Origin of the sequence: Paenibacillus sp. FSL W8-0194, assembly GCF_037969745.1 — a bacterium.
GTDB lineage: Bacteria > Bacillota > Bacilli > Paenibacillales > Paenibacillaceae > Paenibacillus_AQ > Paenibacillus_AQ cookii.
Genome location: NZ_CP150205.1, coordinates 5,729,971 through 5,746,981, shown reverse-complemented (window position 1 = coordinate 5,746,981; position 17,011 = coordinate 5,729,971). Strand labels below are relative to the sequence as shown.

20 protein-coding genes and 1 pseudogene are annotated in these 17,011 nt (G+C 46.6%); 18 read left to right on the top strand and 3 right to left on the bottom strand.

Features of this window, described 5'->3' with window-relative positions; translation table 11 throughout:
- Positions 1–40 precede the first annotated feature (40 nt).
- Positions 41–1,504 (top strand): YdiU family protein, encoded by a 1,464-nt coding sequence (locus MKY58_RS26545; protein ID WP_339322737.1) that lies wholly within the window; start codon positions 41–43, stop codon positions 1,502–1,504.
- Between the two features lie 170 nt (positions 1,505–1,674).
- Here the strand turns inward: MKY58_RS26545 and MKY58_RS26540 are convergent, their stop codons facing one another.
- The gene (locus MKY58_RS26540; RefSeq protein WP_339322736.1) at positions 1,675–2,352 is read right to left on the bottom strand and encodes a YdeI/OmpD-associated family protein; all 678 of its coding nucleotides are present in this window, start codon (positions 2,350–2,352) and stop codon (positions 1,675–1,677) included.
- Positions 2,353–2,630: 278 nt separating this feature from the next.
- Between MKY58_RS26540 and MKY58_RS26535 the strand changes: the two genes are divergently transcribed.
- The 4 genes from MKY58_RS26535 (at position 2,631) to MKY58_RS26520 (ending at position 4,527) form a co-directional block, all read left to right on the top strand.
- Positions 2,631–2,960, top strand: coding sequence for a hypothetical protein (locus MKY58_RS26535; protein WP_339322735.1), 330 nt, complete (start codon positions 2,631–2,633; stop codon positions 2,958–2,960).
- A 175-nt stretch (positions 2,961–3,135) separates the two neighbouring features.
- A complete protein-coding gene (locus tag MKY58_RS26530; protein ID WP_339322734.1) occupies positions 3,136–3,270 on the top strand; it encodes a hypothetical protein in 135 nt (44 codons plus the stop codon).
- Between the two features lie 65 nt (positions 3,271–3,335).
- Complete coding sequence (locus MKY58_RS26525; RefSeq protein ID WP_339322733.1) at positions 3,336–3,677, top strand: hypothetical protein; 342 nt, start codon at positions 3,336–3,338, stop codon at positions 3,675–3,677.
- Positions 3,678–4,179: 502 nt separating this feature from the next.
- Positions 4,180–4,527: a hypothetical protein gene (locus tag MKY58_RS26520; protein ID WP_339322732.1), complete on the top strand. Its 348-nt coding sequence runs from the start codon at positions 4,180–4,182 to the stop codon at positions 4,525–4,527.
- A gap of 223 nt (positions 4,528–4,750) precedes the next feature.
- Here the strand turns inward: MKY58_RS26520 and MKY58_RS26515 are convergent, their stop codons facing one another.
- Positions 4,751–6,103, bottom strand: a complete 1,353-nt coding sequence (locus tag MKY58_RS26515) for a hypothetical protein (RefSeq protein WP_339322731.1) — start codon at positions 6,101–6,103, stop codon at positions 4,751–4,753.
- A gap of 809 nt (positions 6,104–6,912) precedes the next feature.
- Here MKY58_RS26515 and MKY58_RS26510 point away from each other — a divergent pair.
- The 5 genes and pseudogenes from MKY58_RS26510 to MKY58_RS26490 all read left to right on the top strand — a co-directional run bounded on the left by MKY58_RS26510 (position 6,913) and on the right by MKY58_RS26490 (position 11,213).
- Positions 6,913–7,593, top strand: a complete 681-nt coding sequence (locus tag MKY58_RS26510; RefSeq protein WP_339322730.1) for a hypothetical protein — start codon at positions 6,913–6,915, stop codon at positions 7,591–7,593.
- Between the two features lie 262 nt (positions 7,594–7,855).
- The gene (locus tag MKY58_RS26505) at positions 7,856–8,635 is read left to right on the top strand and encodes a hypothetical protein (RefSeq protein WP_339322729.1); all 780 of its coding nucleotides are present in this window, start codon (positions 7,856–7,858) and stop codon (positions 8,633–8,635) included.
- Positions 8,636–8,674: 39 nt separating this feature from the next.
- Positions 8,675–9,970: pseudogene (locus MKY58_RS26500) on the top strand (site-specific DNA-methyltransferase).
- 62 nt (positions 9,971–10,032) lie between these two features.
- Positions 10,033–10,773, top strand: coding sequence for a phospholipase D-like domain-containing protein (locus tag MKY58_RS26495; RefSeq protein ID WP_339322728.1), 741 nt, complete (start codon positions 10,033–10,035; stop codon positions 10,771–10,773).
- Between the two features lie 224 nt (positions 10,774–10,997).
- On the top strand, positions 10,998–11,213 hold the full coding sequence (locus MKY58_RS26490) for a hypothetical protein (protein WP_339325252.1): 216 nt from the start codon (positions 10,998–11,000) through the stop codon (positions 11,211–11,213).
- Here MKY58_RS26490 and MKY58_RS26485 read toward each other — a convergent pair whose 3' ends face one another.
- The gene (locus MKY58_RS26485) at positions 11,214–11,372 is read right to left on the bottom strand and encodes a hypothetical protein (protein ID WP_339322727.1); all 159 of its coding nucleotides are present in this window, start codon (positions 11,370–11,372) and stop codon (positions 11,214–11,216) included.
- Positions 11,373–11,483: 111 nt separating this feature from the next.
- Here MKY58_RS26485 and MKY58_RS26480 point away from each other — a divergent pair, with 111 nt between their 5' ends.
- From MKY58_RS26480 to MKY58_RS26445, 8 genes are all read left to right on the top strand, one after another.
- Complete coding sequence (locus tag MKY58_RS26480) at positions 11,484–11,732, top strand: phage terminase small subunit-related protein (protein WP_339322726.1); 249 nt, start codon at positions 11,484–11,486, stop codon at positions 11,730–11,732.
- 146 nt (positions 11,733–11,878) lie between these two features.
- On the top strand, positions 11,879–12,355 hold the full coding sequence (locus MKY58_RS26475; protein WP_339322725.1) for a hypothetical protein: 477 nt from the start codon (positions 11,879–11,881) through the stop codon (positions 12,353–12,355).
- Positions 12,356–12,607: 252 nt separating this feature from the next.
- The gene (locus tag MKY58_RS26470) at positions 12,608–14,038 is read left to right on the top strand and encodes a DNA packaging protein (RefSeq protein WP_339322724.1); all 1,431 of its coding nucleotides are present in this window, start codon (positions 12,608–12,610) and stop codon (positions 14,036–14,038) included.
- Complete coding sequence (locus tag MKY58_RS26465; protein ID WP_339322723.1) at positions 14,039–14,950, top strand: hypothetical protein; 912 nt, start codon at positions 14,039–14,041, stop codon at positions 14,948–14,950.
- Positions 14,920–15,153, top strand: coding sequence for a hypothetical protein (locus MKY58_RS26460; RefSeq protein ID WP_339322722.1), 234 nt, complete (start codon positions 14,920–14,922; stop codon positions 15,151–15,153). Before MKY58_RS26465 ends, MKY58_RS26460 begins: the two co-directional genes overlap by 31 nt.
- The gene (locus tag MKY58_RS26455; protein WP_339322721.1) at positions 15,150–15,518 is read left to right on the top strand and encodes a hypothetical protein; all 369 of its coding nucleotides are present in this window, start codon (positions 15,150–15,152) and stop codon (positions 15,516–15,518) included. Before MKY58_RS26460 ends, MKY58_RS26455 begins: the two co-directional genes overlap by 4 nt.
- Entirely contained in the window at positions 15,511–15,957 is a 447-nt protein-coding gene (locus tag MKY58_RS26450; protein ID WP_339322720.1) for a hypothetical protein, read from the top strand. Before MKY58_RS26455 ends, MKY58_RS26450 begins: the two co-directional genes overlap by 8 nt.
- Complete coding sequence (locus tag MKY58_RS26445) at positions 15,954–16,940, top strand: SseB family protein (protein WP_339322719.1); 987 nt, start codon at positions 15,954–15,956, stop codon at positions 16,938–16,940. The genes MKY58_RS26450 and MKY58_RS26445 overlap by 4 nt, the downstream gene beginning before the upstream one ends.
- Positions 16,941–17,011 lie beyond the last annotated feature (71 nt).

Genomic DNA, 17,011 nt, shown 5'->3' with positions numbered 1-17,011 from the left:
GACAACAGGATCATACATGCCTCAAACATAAGGAGAGTTTATGGAAAATCATAAAAAAGCAGGATGGAACTTCGACAATAGCTATGCCCGGCTGCCGGAAACCTTTTTTTCGCGGATCGAGCCGACTCCGGTGCGTTCGCCGCAGCTGGCCATTCTGAATCGCCCGTTGGCGGAGTCCCTTGGGCTCGACGTTCAGGCGCTGCAAAGCGAAGGCGGCGCGGCGGTATTCGCCGGGAATCAAGTGCCGGAAGGGGCGGAGCCTATTGCGCAAGCTTATGCAGGGCATCAATTCGGACATTTTAACATGCTGGGGGACGGGAGAGCCGTGCTGCTTGGCGAACAGATTTCGCCCCATGGCAAGAGGGTGGACATCCAGCTGAAGGGTTCGGGCAGAACGCCATACTCGCGGGGAGGCGACGGGCGTGCCGCGCTTGGACCGATGCTGCGCGAGTACATCATCAGCGAAGCCATGCACGCGCTTGGCATTCCGACCACCCGCAGCCTTGCCGTCGCCACGACGGGGCAGCCCACCATCCGTGAAAGCGAACTGCCCGGTGCGGTTCTAACGCGCGTCGCTTCCAGCCATATTCGCGTCGCAACCTTTCAGTACGCGGCGCATTTCGCTACGATCGAGGATCTGCGCAGCCTTGCCGACTATACCATCAGCCGCCATTATCCTGACATCGAAGCGGGAGGGGACCGTTATCTTTCGCTCCTTGAGGAGGTCATCAAACGCCAAGCTTCGCTGATCGCCAAATGGCAGCTTGTCGGCTTTATCCACGGCGTCATGAATACCGACAATATGGCCATTAGCGGCGAAACGATCGATTACGGCCCTTGCGCCTTCATGGATGCCTATGACCCGGCGACGGTGTTCAGCTCCATCGATACGCAAGGCCGGTACGCCTACGGCAATCAGCCGCCGATCGCCGGCTGGAATCTGGCGCGATTCGCCGAAACGCTGCTGCCGCTTTTGCACGATGATCCGGAGCAGGCCGTCAAGCTGGCCCAGGACAAAATATCCGGTTATAAGGATGTGTACGAAGCGTACTGGCTTCAGGGCATGAGAGCCAAGCTCGGGCTGTTGAACGAAGAAGAACAGGATAAGGAACTGATCGGCGACCTTCTGGATCTCATGGAACAGCATCATGCCGATTATACGAACACCTTCCGCGCGTTAACATTGGATACCATGGAAGGTATGGATCTGTTTCAATCTTCCGAGTTTGTGGCGTGGCATAAGCGTTGGAAAGCGCGGCTCGGCAGACAGCAGGAGGGGGAGGTTTCCTCGAAGGAGCTGATGCGAAGCAGCAACCCGGCCGTCATTCCAAGGAATCACCGGGTGGAGGAGGCGCTGGAAGCCGCAACGGAGGATGAGGACTTCAGCGTAATGGAACAGCTTCTTGAGGTGTTGTCGAACCCGTATGCGTATTCTGCGGAACAGGATGAATACTGTATCGTGCCTAATACGATCACGCCTTACCGGACGTATTGCGGCACGTGATCAAGCGGCCTTTTTCCCTGCATTTTGGGGAGAAAGGCCGTTTTGTTTTGCCTGCAGCCCTTTATGGCCGAGTATATGGCGTGAGTAATACAGGGCAGCCTTGGTCAGGACGAAATCATGACCCGGCTGATCCGCATCGATTTCTAGGGGATGCTGCGTTTTGGCTCGGGTTACGGATGGTCCTTGCGATAAAGATCGCGGCTTTTGTAACCTGCCTGCAGAATCATTTTCATTTCTTCCCGGCGCTTGGCTTGGGTTGCCTCTTGTTTGGCACTGTACACATACCGCGCCCAATCTTTGCGGTAGCCGGCGGTCAGCGCTTGGTAAAACGCGAGCAGCTCCGGCGTATCTTCCAAATCCTTTTCCACGCGGGGAATCATCGCCATGTAATCGTCCACGCGCTGACTCGGCCGGGAAGAAGCTTGTTCCTTCGCTTTGCCCTTGGCGTCCCGCTTGAAGCCGACAACCGTAAACACTTCGTCCAGCCCGACCATGCGCGCAAATTTGATGCCGCTGTCCCCGATATATCCTTCTTCGTCGCTGCCTAAGCCCGGAAACAAATCATCGCGGTGAATATACGTGGGATACGTCTTATTTCCCTTTTTGGGGTAAGCCGCAAAGAGATAGCCGTTGGGTTGAAGAAGGTTCTGCTCGATAATCCGATAAACCAGCTCCTTCAGAGATTCCAGATCCAGCGCAAAAGCAAAAATGAGGTCGTAAGGGTCGTTCTTCAGCACGGTGTCGTAGCCGGTCAGGTCCGGAAAATAATCCGTTCCATCAGGCTGATTCAATATCGCTGCATGCTTGTACTTTTGCAAGCCAAGCTTTTCTACGATAGATTTGGACATTGGGTTCATCTCCTGCCTGTTTTCGAATGTTTCTATTATAGCCTGTCCGAAGGGTCGGCATAAACCTTGGGCCTGCAACCGCAGGGCAAAAAAATAAATGCCTGATTTTCGGCGGACAGTCCGAACAGGGGAGGTTATAATAAAAAAACCATTCGGGAAATCTTGGGCGGATCGGGGGAAACAAAAAATGATTAAAGCCGAACATAAACGGGAGTATTATCCAGCCAACCGACAAAGTGGCCATCGAAGGATTCTCTCATGGGTCGACGGGGTCGTTTGTGGGACAACAGTATGCAATAGGCTGGGCAATCCGCATTGGACTGCATGTGCGAAAACAGAAATATATCGAGGTAGCTCCTACCCAGCTCAAAAAATTTGCTACCAGGGTGGGGAAAGGATCGAAAGAGGATTTGATCTTGCCTATATTCAAACGCTGGGGGTTTGAACACCCAAGTGATAACGTCCGGGATGCTTTCGTCCTGGCCCAAGTCATAAGAGCAATTCATGAGCCTGTAGAGCTTACTAAGCCGCAGCAGGAAGTCATTCATAACATTATAAATCCGCCGGCAAAGAAGCCGGCCAATAAGAAAAAGAAGAGAGGAAAGTGATCGATATGGGGAAAGATTTGCGAAGCTTACTGGAGAATTATCAAAAGGTATCAAAATCGGGGAATCGTCTATTGAGATTAAACTGACATTTCCATTTAAAGCAGCATTACCGCATTTGGTCTTCTTAAGTAACAACTAAGGGGAAGAGCTAACCGTTTTCCTTGGGGATCCGCAAATGTCATTTGATTTTGATGAGGAGGATGACGACGCGTACAAGCTATACACGGGCGGCCGCCGTGTGACGGCGGATGCTTCCGGCGTGGTCCATCGGTCCAGCAGTCTGAAAAGGACGAGAATCAGGCGGAGCTGACTCTTGATGAATCGGGTATAGGAGAAGAATGGGATCGTGAAGAGGATAAAGCAGGAGAACCGGTAGTGGAGCCGCCGGCAGGAAACACTTCGGCAGAAGAAAGCGACGAGCTGAGTGACTATGAGAAGGGAATTATGGGTGAGGGAACAACTCAGGAAGGCTCTGATCTTCCGGAATGGATGCAGGGAGACGCTCAATCCTTAAAGGATCAGGAAATGAGCTTCGAGGACACTGATCAGGAATCGGAGGATGAAGCTTCAGCAGCTGCAGAGGATAGCCAAAATTCTGGCGACGTTGAGATCACTCCGGAAGAGCTGGAACAATACATTCTTTCCCAGCGACCTTCTTTCCCTGACCTTCAGCTCGACTTCTCAAGGTTGTTCGAGCGTAAAGGAAGGACGGGGTGACCTGGAGGGAGATTGCAAAGGAAGTGGGTATGACCTCTGGGCAATTGAGCGGCAAGATCTCCAAATACAAAGAAGAGGTCAAAAAGGTAATGATGAGCCACGGTGTGGCTTAAGGATATATGCAAACAAGCCAATCCAGATCGGGGTACCTAAATACATGCATCTACCGATGAGGAAACGGAGATAATCAGCATGAATAATAAACCACCGACACGGCGTCAGAATGAGGTTCTTGAATTCATCAAAGAATTTATTTCAAAAAACGGATATTCTCCTACAGTGAGAGAGATTAGTGAGCACATGGGGTACAGCTCGGCGTCAACAGCATTTAGCATTGTAGAAAGACTTATCAAGAATGGACAAATCAGAAAGAACCGGGGCCCGCGCACGATCCACTTGGTACAGAGCGGCAGAGATACCGTAGACATGTAGAGTTGACCTAGCTGAAAGACCAATAAGTAAAGACCCCCAAATCCTTGGTCGGCGCGGGGGTCAGAAGATAATGCTTTCCTCTCACCATTATAGCATAAAGGGGAATGAGGGGAATGGCGATGCATGGGGACAAGGGGAACTCTTCCCAACAGCCAATGAAGCGGAGGTCCAGCGGACAAAATTCCTGCTCGGTAAATATAAAGAAATGACGCTGGTTATGCAGGATTTCGAAAAGTTTGAGGAAGAGTTAAAGCAGACGACGATTGACGGCGAGGTGGCTCGTCGAATCGATCAGGAGGATCTGCACGCGGACAAGCCAGTTCTATACCCAGCAGCTCAGGAGGGTATTCGATTTAATCCGGGATCCAGATGCAAAGAAGGCTGTCGACTACAGGTATATGCAGGGCTATTCTTATAAGGAAACATTGCTGTTCTTCCGGCATGGATTGTCTGACAGCACGATCCGGCGGAAGATCCTTGAGGGAGTCGAAAGTATGGCAAATACATTAAAGTTGATGGGGTTTTTCGAGCAGGATAATGCAGATTTTTGAGAGGAACGAAAACAAAACGGCAACTAAGATGTATACGAAGTCTTAGTTTGCCGTTTTTTTCACACAGTTATTGAGAGCGTAAGGAATAATTTATAGAATCACTCTTTTAATATGCTCAAAAATATCTAATTGTTCTGGACATTTGAGTATCTTGTCTTTATTTGTTTCAATAATCTTTTCGTAGTGATCTCTTCTTTTTAGTTCCATTGTTCCATAATGTTTTCCTGATAATCTTTGAATACGTTGATTAATTACATCAATTGCAGTGTCCAACTTTTCCAATAATGTAATATCCCATCGTACATAATTAAACCATTGTAAAACTACTAATTCTCGGCGACCATGATACCTCAAGATCGAATCGTAATCAACATCAAAAAAATAGCTGCCACTAGATAGTACACTTTGATTAAAAAAGTCACATTCATTCAAAAGCATAATTTGTCGTTCATTAAGTGTTATTTCTTCAATAAGTTCAAGCTCTATTTTTCTTGTTACATTCTGTATATCTATAGATTCTTTGTTACGTTCTAATGCTGTACATAAAATATTCCAAAAAACTTGATTTGAACAACGAGCAAAATAAGGGTCAAAATTAGCTAGCCAATCTGATAGGACATCCCTTGAGAACCTAGGGTCGATGTTCATTGCAAGTTCTAATATTTTGGGAAACTCTGAATAAAAAGCATAGAACGTTTCGTCAACTTCCATTAGTTCCTTAACAATGCCTACTTGAATTTCCTCATATTCCGTATCGATAAAATCTTTCCAAAAGTCAATGTTATTGTGCATGTTACGGAGGTACTTGATGTCATTTTGTCCAAGTTTAGAAAAAAATTCATCAAAAAATTCTGCTGGGTCATCATAAACAATTTTTAAATCATGAATTAGTAGAGCTCGTTCTCCCGAACCTTCTTCATCAACCTTATGATAGTTATAATTATCAATCATTTTTTCAACGAGATATTCTCTTCCACCTAATACATAAAATTTTGCCATATTATCAATTAGGTAATTCCAAAAGGACTCAACTGTTGAGCTGCTGATAGTAGCCTTTCTTGCATGAGCACAATCATTCCGAATACCTCTCCAGTATTTCAACTCATTAAGTGCTTTATCGCGATTTTCAAAATAAATAATAGCTTTGATGTTGTCAGCGGACGCTTCTAGAATTTTATCTAATGCATCTTCCCATTCTTCATCAGACTTTAGAGGTGTGGAAATGTGATGATTCCACATCTGATCATTAGTATACTTACTTGGTCTATATGTACATTTTAATATACGGTAGCGAACAGTTGTGCGAAAGGCAAGGTAAGACATCAAGAACGCCGAAGTATAAGCGCCCACTTTATAACATAGTACGGATTCCTTAAACAAATGCTCAGCTTCTTCACCAAAAGGTTTTATTTTTTCTGCCCACAATTCGATTTGTAATTTCAAAATAGCACATCCCTTTTTATGTATATTACAACACTAACAATTAAGTTAGACTGATGGTTTTCCCATTTATGCTCTAGCATTTCAGCCCAATACTTTTCCCTTACTCTACGGTTAAATAATACCAATCAAGAAAATTACCATGAATTGAACGTAACCTGATTCTAAGTTGAACACCATATGACGGTTTTCCCATGATAGTATGGGAGCATAGAAAAAGGCGAGAATGACACGCACGGCTGCATGAATACGGCGTTGAAACCGGGGCGTACCTCTTCTCGCTTTTTCTTGTTATGAAACTAATTTAGCTATTAGAGCGAGAAGCCCCAAAGCTACAAACAGTGGAAATGCCCGTTTTAGTATGAGGTCATTCCAAAGACTTTCAAAAATACGCATTTCATTCCCCCTTACTCTTTTGTTTCTTCCAGAATAAACCTTTCCGAGGAGAATATCAAAAGAGTGAGTAACTAGAAGATTATCAGGTATAAGGCGGGGATATTTCGCGAGTATGGCTATTTGAACTTTTGACTCGATTTTCCGTAGCTCGTTAAAATGGTCTTGTCATTCGTATCTAGTAACTAAGTACGGGTTCTTTTAAAGCAAAGAGCGTAGCGTTTTTGCGGCGGACAGATCCGGACGCAAAGCTCTGAACGGATCTCTCTGCAGATAAAAACTGAATAATCCGAAGTCGTTCCTTCCTGGAGCGGCTTATTTTTGTTTCTCGAAGGAGCGTGATGTTACATGAAATGGATTGAATGGTTGGTTAAAGTAAACAGCGGGCATTTCGCCACGGAATCGGGAGGAAAGACGACATGGCCGGAAAACGTAACAAGCTGCAGCGGACACGGCCCAAGTCTAAGCAGCCGGAGAAATGTAAAGGATGTGTTTGGGGGAAGTGGGAAGGCACAACACAAACAGCGGTGTGTGAAGAAGGGGAATCCTTCGTGATGTCGAATTATGATAGCTGGGGGGAATCTCAAATGCAGACAGAATCAATTACAAAATATATGTCATTTTCTTTAATACTGCTAGCGGTTTTAAACATTTTTAATATTGTTGTTTTAAAACCAGCATTTTTAATGGGATTCTCTATAGCGGCTCTAATGTTTGCTATTAAGGATTTCTTAGAATACAAAGCTAATGAGGCTAATGATCCATTTAAATTTGGGTTCTTAAAAAAGTCGTTAATTTTCATTGCAGTAATTGCATTTATGGTTATTCCGGTTATTCCTATACTGTGGCCAGAATCTGTAATAAAAAAAGTGAATGACTTTTCTGGTTTATGCAGTATCGGGATAGTCTTCTATATAATGAGCTTAAAAAATGAGCAGGTCGCCTCAGACAAATTGAGACAGATTATCCGCGATAGAGTGAAGATTGCCGTTGAAGATTTTAAAGAAAAAGAACTACCTAAAATAATTGAAGAAGAAGTGAGTGAGAAAGCACTAAAAAAACTAGCACAAAAGGTTATTGAAGAGAGGGAAAGGGATTAGTATACAGATAAGGAAATAGTGTGCGTCTTTTTTTGCTATCAAACATGGATCTAGGTCGTATTGAGATGTCAGTTATTGTTCGTGAATGAATAATGGAACGTGGAAGGAAAACGGAAGAGAAGGGGCACAGCGTTGGCGTGTGTCCCTATTTTGCTTGAGTGTGTATGTGAAACCAACTCAACACAAATGTCGTTCTTGACCACTGTCGTTTATTGTCTGATACTGGAAGATGTTATTTCAGAAATAGACGAGGAGTGAGCATATGAGGAAGCAGTTCATATTTGGTTTAGTGATTCTAGCAATCTTAACCTTGTGGGGAGCTTCGTGGTATTTTATACCACTTATGTACAGCAAAGAAGAATTAGGAGCCGGAACATTCGGAGATATGTTTGGAGCGGTAAATGCATTGTTCTCAGGGCTTGCCTTCGCAGGGCTCATTTACACAATTTCAGTGCAGAGGCAAGAACTTCAGGCCCAAGTATCAGCCATAAAAATGCAGACGGACGAACTTTCACTTCAGAGAGCCGCCGTACAGATGCAAACTGAGGAACTTGCGTTACAAAGAAAAGCTATAGAAATGCAAACTAAAGAAACGGCTCGGTCTGCTGATCAACTCGAAAGCCAACGAGAGTTGTTATATTTTCAGCTTGTTGTTGCACACGTAAATGAATTAATAGCTATCAAGAATAAGAAAATAAGTTTTTTAAATTTTGAGATAACAAATAAAGGTTTCACAACCACTCATAGCGGAATTAAAGCTATAACTGAATTAGTTAGAAAAAACATGTCTTCAGATGCATCGTATTATCCGGTCCTTAATGAATTTATGAATTCCTTTTTTTACATTCTTCAGTATATAGTTGATTCTGAATTAGAAGACAGATTAAAAGACATGGTCGGTAAGCTGATTTTTGTTGAGGTATCCAAGTCGGAAGTTCATGTTTTATATGGTATGAATCAAAACAATCAGCATAATCTAATGTTGTTGAATAGGTTTGAATTACATAAAAAAATACAAAGTGATGAATGGACGCTCAAATAGCGTCCATTTTTAATATTCAAATAAATAGAGGTGTTTTAAATGAACATCAGAATCGTACCGATCGATCAGATTAATGCAGCAGCCTACAACCCAAGAGCAGATTTACAACCGGGCGATCCGGAATATGAGAAACTACGCCGAAGCATCGAATCCTTTGGCTATGTCGAGCCGATCGTCTGGAACGAACGGACCGGGAATATGGTCGGCGGCCATCAGCGATATAAGATCATGGTCCATTAGCAAGGGCATACAGAGTTGGCCGTCAGTGTTGTCGATCTGGACGATCAGGAGGAACGGCTGCTTAATCTAGCGCTGAATAAGGTATCCGGACGATGGGATGAGGAAGCGCTGGCAAGGCTACTGGACGAACTGCAGGAGGCTGGCGCGGATGTCGTTTTGTCTGGGTTCGAACATGATGAGATTGCGGACCTCGTCAGTACGCTGTCGGACATTCCAGATGTCGAAGAGCCGGTTGTTGAGGACGACTTCGACGTTGGGAAGGCATCGGATGACATCAAAGAACCGAAGACGCAGCGGGGCGATGTCTGGCAGCTCGGCCCCCATCGGTTAGTTTGCGGAGATGCCACGGATCCGGAAGACGTCTCGCGTTTGATGGAAGGAGCCAAGGCGGCCCTAGTTGTCACGGATCCGCCGTACAATGTGGCAACCGAAAGCGATTCTGAGCGCTTGGCCGCTGATGGCCGCAGCAGCATAATGAATGATGATATGCCCGCAGAGGAATTTGCGGGCTTTTTGCATGCCGTCTTTGACCGGTACTCGTCGATTATGGAGGCGACGGCCGCTATCTATGTCTTTCACCCGTCTTCGTACCAGCGCGAATTTGAGGATGCAATGAACGCTGCCTGTATTGTCGTTCGCAGCCAGTGTGTTTGGGTGAAGAATGCAGCATCCTTTGGCTGGTCGCAGTATCGCTGGCAGCATGAGCCGGTCTTTTATGCTCATCTACGGGGTAAAGCTCCTGCTTTGTATGGAGACCGCCGGCAATCTACAGTGTGGCGCGCTGGCCTACCTGGTGAGCCAACGGAACCGGCAACGGTCTGGGAGGTCTCCCGTGGAGATGTAAGCAAATACGTTCATCCAATGCAGAAGCCACTCGAACTACTGGCCATTCCAATAGGCAACAGCAGCCAGAAGGGGGATGAGGTGGTTGATCTCTTTGGTGGATCCGGGTCCACGCTCATGACCTGCGATCAGATGGGGCGTGTTTGCCGGACTTTAGAGTTTGATCCCAAGTTTTGTGACGTGATCAAACAACGGTACTATGAGGCAACTGGCATTGCTCCCATATTGATTTTGCGAGAATGCTCTACTTAAGCTAACTTCAATGTATTATGTTAAAATATAACAAACCAGATGAAAAAAATGAGGGGGATAATATGGACGAGCAAACATTTTTGAAAACAATGATCGAGACAGTAAAATATGATGACGAATATAAAAATAAGGATGAACTACTTGGTATTTTAAGACACTCAATGATCACGTACCGTAAAACAAGTGATTACACGAAAGTCTCTAATCAACGCAAGGAATATTTAGATTTAAGAGTTCCAGTACCGATGTTGAAAAATGCAAGACTATTAAAAAGTGAATTCGAAAAATTGGCAGCAACAGTATATATAGAAACGCCAGAATATTCGTTTTGGGGATTAATTATTAAGCCCAAACCTGTTGAACTCGATAATGTTGAAACAATTGAGCATGATGTTTACTTTGATGAAATACAAGAAACAATAATACAAGGTATCCGAAATGCAAAATATACGATTTGGGTTGCCGTAGCTTGGTTTACAGATAATGATATTTATAACGAGTTATTATTAAGAAAAGAAGCTGGCGTTCATATTCGAATTATCACTTCAGATGAAAAGACAAATGGGTTTTTGATTGAAAAATTGGAACGTGATTTTGAAACTGTGAAGGTTCCTTTAGAGGGTAGAAATAGACTTCATGATAAATTCTGTATAATTGATTTTGAGTATGTACTGCATGGTTCGTATAATTGGAGTAAAACTGCTAGAAATAATGATGAGACTTTAGCTACTGCACTTGACCGAGATTTTGTAAGGAAGTTTGCTGATGAATTTATAAGGTTATTTGTAGAAAATAAATCTTAATCCAAACGGAAAACCGGAGTCCAGCATCAACCACCTATGTATTTTAGGTGGTTTCATTTTTGCCTCAAATGTCTATCCAACGCAAAATGAAAGGAGGACGCAGCAACGTCCTCCCCATAGTCCAGGGTATCCCCCCGGCTGAGATAGCGGCCCGCCGCGCGCGGCATTTAGCTGACATTCGCTATCTCGCATTCCATCATAACGGAAAGCCGAGGGGAACGACAATGGGATCACCTGAAAATAAAGATTTGCTTATGCAGCATGAGCTTCAAGTCATGGAAGGTATCCTCGAGAGCAAGGAACAATACCGTAAGATCGTCAAAGCCGGGATAGCCAAGTGGGTAAAGGATTTTCAAGATGGCCGGATTGAGATTAGAACGGTGGACGACTTAAAGAAGCTGATTGAAATAGATATCGAATTGCAGAAGGATGACTTCTAATCAATCGTATATACCTTCTTTTGCTGCTTTTAGAGCTTCTTCTCTTGTTGGATACGGTCTTGATATAGTTCCAGCTGGCGTGATGAGATTTTGGGGCGTGTAAATTCTCCACTCTCCAGGAACTCTTTCTTCTATAGTTACTCCAATAGGTAGTAGCATGAGTAACACCTCCTTCTGTGCCTAATGTACATTAAAATATAAGCAAAAGGGGAGGATTATTTTATGAGCTTCGGAATGTGCGTTTTACTGTGGGGGTGGTGATTGTGTAGCATGGCCAGAAGGAGAAGTCCCGAACGGGACAAGGCGAAACAGATGTGGCTGGAGAGCGGCGGGACGATGAAGCTTAAAGACATCGCCGCCGCTCTTTCTATTCCGGAATCCAGAGTCCGAAAATGGAAAGCTGTAGACCGTTGGCAAGACGAATTAAATGGGAGCGCTGAAGCACATTCCAAATGGAGCGAATGGGAGCGTTCCGAAGTCAAGGGGAGCGCCCAGAGGGAACACAAACGCTGTGGGTAACCGCGGCGGTGTCCCTCCCGGCAACCAAAATGCGAAGGGGAACCGTGGTGGTCCGGGTGGACCATACCGTAACAAGAAGGCGTTAAAACATGGTATGTATGAGACGATCTTTCTCGATACGCTTGAGGAAGAAGAATTGGAACTTCATGAACATATCCGACACTTCTCCCCTTGCACAATTGGAAGAGCAGCTCCGTATGCTGACAATCCAAGAACGCCGTCATATGAAGCGGGTTAAATTACTCGAGGCGGGATTGAACGACGAAGAGCGGAAAATCAAGGAGGAGCTTACGCAACGGAAGGACATGGTACCTTTCACCAGTCCTAAAAGTGGGAAACAAATGCAGGTACCGGTCCTTACTGAAGGCATGAAAGTCACCGAGATTACGACTGTCATTACGTCAAAACTAGACAAGATCCTCAAACAGGAGGAAGCTCTGGTTAAAACAAGGGACAAGAAGCTTCGGGTAATCAACCTGATCGCAAATATGAAACAGGAAGAAGAAAAACTGGCGATTGCCCGTGAACGGCTTGAGCTGGATAAATTTAAGGCACTAGGTTACGGCGAAGGGGAAGGGGATGACGACGATGAAGACGATGATGGAGATGATTTAGGATGGTAATATCGCTCGCAAAAGAGCACCGCCGGCGGATCAAACGGAAGCTTCGGCAACGGCCCGAGAAACTGGAAGAATTGAAGGAGATTCTTTCAGACTTCGAACAATTCTGTTTCAGGATGCTGAAGATCAAAAACAAGTCTGGGGAAATGGTCCCCTTGGTTCTCAACGATGCCCAGCGTCGATATGCGGCCAAGGCGTTCGAGGATATTAGCAGCCGGCAAGCCTGTACGGATTATTATCTTGAAGGCCCGCCAGATGGGATTTTCAACAGTGACAGAAGCCCTGATCTATTACTTCACTTCGCTGCAGGAGGCGAAGAACGCCTTTATCGTTGCTCAATCTTCGGACGCTTCCAGCAACTTGTACGATATGTTCCAGCTTTACTATGAGAAGGTGCCAGCGGTTATTCAGCCCATGAGCCGGAAAAACAACGCCAAGAAGCTGACTTTCGAGAACCCTTCGATCCGAACGGCAGACCGCCGGAAGAACCCAGGGCTGAAATCGAAGATTACCGTACAGACGGCGGAGAGCCGGGTCCTTGCCCGTTCAGACACCATCCATTATCTGCACGCTTCCGAGGTCGCTTTCTGGCCAGCTAAGAAGAAGAAACGACATCTATTGCCGTTGCTGGCTGCGCTGTCAAAGGAACCAGGCAGCTTGGGGGTAATCGAATCCACGGCCAACGGCATGGAAGAGTTTAAAAAAATGTGGGATGCAGCTGTAAAGGGCGAGAGTGATTTTACTCCGCTCTTTTTCGCGTGGTTCGAAATGCCTGATTATCGTAAGCTGGTCACACCTGGCTTCGAACCGACTGAAGAAGAACTGGAGCTAAAAAAGAAATACGGACTCGACGATGAGCAGCTGCAATGGCGCCGATACACCATCCGGAACGATTGCGGCGGTGATCCGCGGCAATTCGATCAGGAATATCCTTCGGAGCCTGAAGACGCCTTCCTGTTGTCCGGCGAAGGCATCTTTGACAACAAATTTATCAAGCGTCTTCGGGATGCAATCAGCCTAAAAGGCAACCTTCATGAAATCGATTATGTTAAGAACAAGATCATTCCTTCGCATGAGGCTGGCGAGCTGGTCATCTACCGGAAGCCGGAGCCGGGTAAACAATACGTTCTAGCTGCGGATGCGGCTAAAGGTAAAGAAGACGGTGACTATGATGCTGCCTATGTAATCGAGTCGCGTACAGGCGAAATGTGCGGGGCTCTGCATGGCAAATGGGACACTGACTTGTTCGGCAAAAAGCTGAATACGCTGGGCTTGTATTACAACACCGCACTGCTGGCCGTAGAGAACAACAACACCGGGGAATCAGTGCTGAATACGTTGTTCAATACCTGCCATTATCCGCTGCTCTTTATGCACAAGAAGGGAACGATGGGATGGAACACCAACCAGGCAACCGGTCCTGTGATGATCAGCGATTTTAAGGAAGCGATCCGCGATCAGCTTTTCGAGATTTACTGTCCGGAGCTGTCCGGCGAATGCATGACGCTGATTGACAAGAACGGCAAAGCAGAGGCCGACAGCGGTTGCAACGATGACCGAGTCATGGCCTATTCCATCGCCCTGCAGGTGAGACAAGTAGCAGATAAGTGGTTTGAATGGTTTATGAAGAAACAGCAGAAGCGGGAAGAACAGAAGGAAAATGAGGAAGAAGTGGGGTGGATATAGATGGGTGAAGGCAATGCTGCTTGGTTCCCGATCGCAAAGGAAGAGGGGCGCCATATCCCGTCCAGTGCTCAGCTGCCCGATGTATTTGAAAAGCTCTATGATCAGCATGGCCTGTTACCATTTGAACCCGGTAATGATCCGGCCAGTTGCAGGCAGCTTGTCAAAAACAGCAATATTATTCCGCAATGCATCGAAGCCTATAAACGAAATATCGCTGGTTACGGCATCGCATTAGAGTATTTGTCGGGTGAAGATGACAGCACGGCCAAGGAAGAATGGGACCGGGCTGAACGGTTTCTGGAGACCTGTAATTTGGAGGATTCGCCGGAAGAAATTGTGAGCCAGTTGATTGAAGATCTCGAAAGCACCGGAATGGGTAATTTGGAGGTTGCTTGGCCGGCAGGCAGCGAGTTCCCGACGATTTTTGGAATGGATCCGAAGTATGTTCGTTGTACCAGGGAAAACAACCTTACAACGATTAAGCGGAAACGGAGAATTAGTTCTACCAAGAAGGTCGAAGAGTTTTCACAGGAAATCTATGCCCGGCGCTATGCAATGAAGCGAGGGACATCCGTGGTTTGGTTCAGGTTGTTTGGTACCGAAGGCACCAATAATCAAATCATCCCCTTGCGCATTGGCAATGATGGGGCATACGGGGAACCACGATGGTTCGGGAATGCGCCCGGGGTAGTAGGAGCTCGCGAAGCTGAGGAGTTGAATGTTTCCTATTTCAGCAATGGCCGCATGCTGTCCATGATCCTGACGGTAACGAATGGGAAACTGACGAAACAGTCCATGGAATTGCTGAAGAACGTCAAGGGCTCACAGTCTCAGGGAGGCATCCTATACCTCGAAGCTAAGGGGGAAGAAACAGGCGTCCGATGGATGAGAAGGTCGAAAAAGTCGCCATAAATCTAGACAAGCTGAACGACCTCTTACAGCAGGACGCCCTTTTCCTCGAATACGGCAAGGAGAAGAAATCCGATATCCTGTCCGCCTTCCGGCTGCCGCCGATATTGGTCGGCCAGAGCTCAGATTATAATCGTGCAACAGCACAGGCTGCGCTTCAATTCGCGGAGGAACAAGTCTTTGAACCCTCCGCAAATGGATCATGAACGAGCTGTTCAATAAGCGGCTGTTCCCAGCTATGGGAATTTTCCGGGTGCGGGCGGTGCTACGCGGTCCAAACATCTTTGATCCGGTTGACCGTAAATCGATGTTGGACTTTATCGCTGACCGTGGCATTATGCTGGTTCGTGATCTAATCCCGATAGCGGAGGACGTTTTGGGAACAACGATCGATGAAAGCAAATACAGCCTTGAGTATCTTGATACGCCGATTGCTCAGCTTGCTGGCAGCCAGCCAGAGCTGCTCGATCCAGAGAAAGACAACGACACGGATGCCCTGCAGGAGCGGGTTGTTACGATCGCCAAGCGTTTGCTTCGTAAGGGTGGGGCAGAGGTGGGCGTACATGTGTGAAGCATGCTGGACACTGATCGCCAAGGCTGATGACGATGAGTTTCTGGATAGCCTGGAACTGACCTATGTGGAGCGTAATGTGCTAGAACAGCTGTACAAGCAGGGCGAAGAACGAATCATGGAGATATTGGAACTTCAAGGTGAGGCATTGCAGGAAACCATTGCTGAGTTGAGCGAGGAATCCCTGGGTGACATTGGCGAGCTGGCGAAGGTACTTATCTCGCTTCATACCTCGGAAGTTTTCTCGGATATGTTTGAGGAGGCAATACAGGAAGCCTTCGAACCATTGTTTCATTTGGCCGGAGAATCAGAGTTGGTTGCTTTAGACGACGCGCTCAGGCGTTGGCCTAGAAAAAATCGGAATACGAGGGCCTGTTTTTGTTTGGAATATAAAGCTATAATGAGGCAAACAGGTTGGAGGGGGCGGCCGTGCCGATGAACGAGGAAAGAAAAAATGAAGTCGGGGTAAGGTTTTTGTTGAACGGACGGGTATCGGTGGAAGAATGCAGGGAACTGGAGATACAGGAATTGATTTTTTTGATTCATTCCGCCAAGCATTTCAGGCAGCAGCAGACGTTGACCAAACAGGATGCGGATGAGAAAATACAAGCATTTTCCGCCGTGTTGACAGACAAGATCAAAGAAGCGGGAGCACTGTATCTCGCTTACGACAAGCATACGAACTATCCGTACGTCGATATCGATGACAGGGTATGGATGTTCTCGCAAGAGGGATATGCCGCAAGCGCGGAAGATTATTTCCGGCAGCAGCTTCTGATGCTAGAGATGAAAAAAATCGGCAGGGAGGAAATCCCCGGGACCTTTGCCGAGCTTCATACCCTTGGCCTCCCCAAAATCCTTTTGGACAACGGGCAATACCATATCGAAATCGACAGGGACGATGTATTGCCGCCGCCGGACTGGACCGGCATTCCGGAAATCAATATTCCGGTCACCAATCCCCGCCTGCAGCATGCGCTGATCCGGTTTTTCCAAACCTTGCATGCGCGGCAGGGCGGCGAGGGGAATAAACAGCTGCTTCAGGCGCTGGAGGGGCGAATGCTGGATGAAGTCCTGCAGGCCAAATATTTGCTGCCGATGCAGTTGATTGAAAAAGAGCCGGCGCCTTCCGATGAACAAGGCATCAAAACGATCCGGGAAGGAACGGAGATCCGGTTCGGCGTGTTGGGCGCGGAAAACGATTCGACGTGGCTCCCGGCATTTACGGATTGGCCCGAATTCGAGAAGGTTTACGATAAAACGGTGTGGAGCAGCAATGTCGCCGGTTTCGACGACCTGTTGGCCTTGTCCGAAAACATGAACGGCATCGTCGTCAATTGCGCCGGGATTCCGCTGCGGATCGACGAGAACAACAAGAAAGTGATCGAAGCTTACCTGAAAGAGCGAAACGAAATGCAATAAGGCGTTTGAAGAATCTTGTTGTGGTATCCTAAAATATTCCAACCTATGCTAGAATAGCATTAAAAATGTTG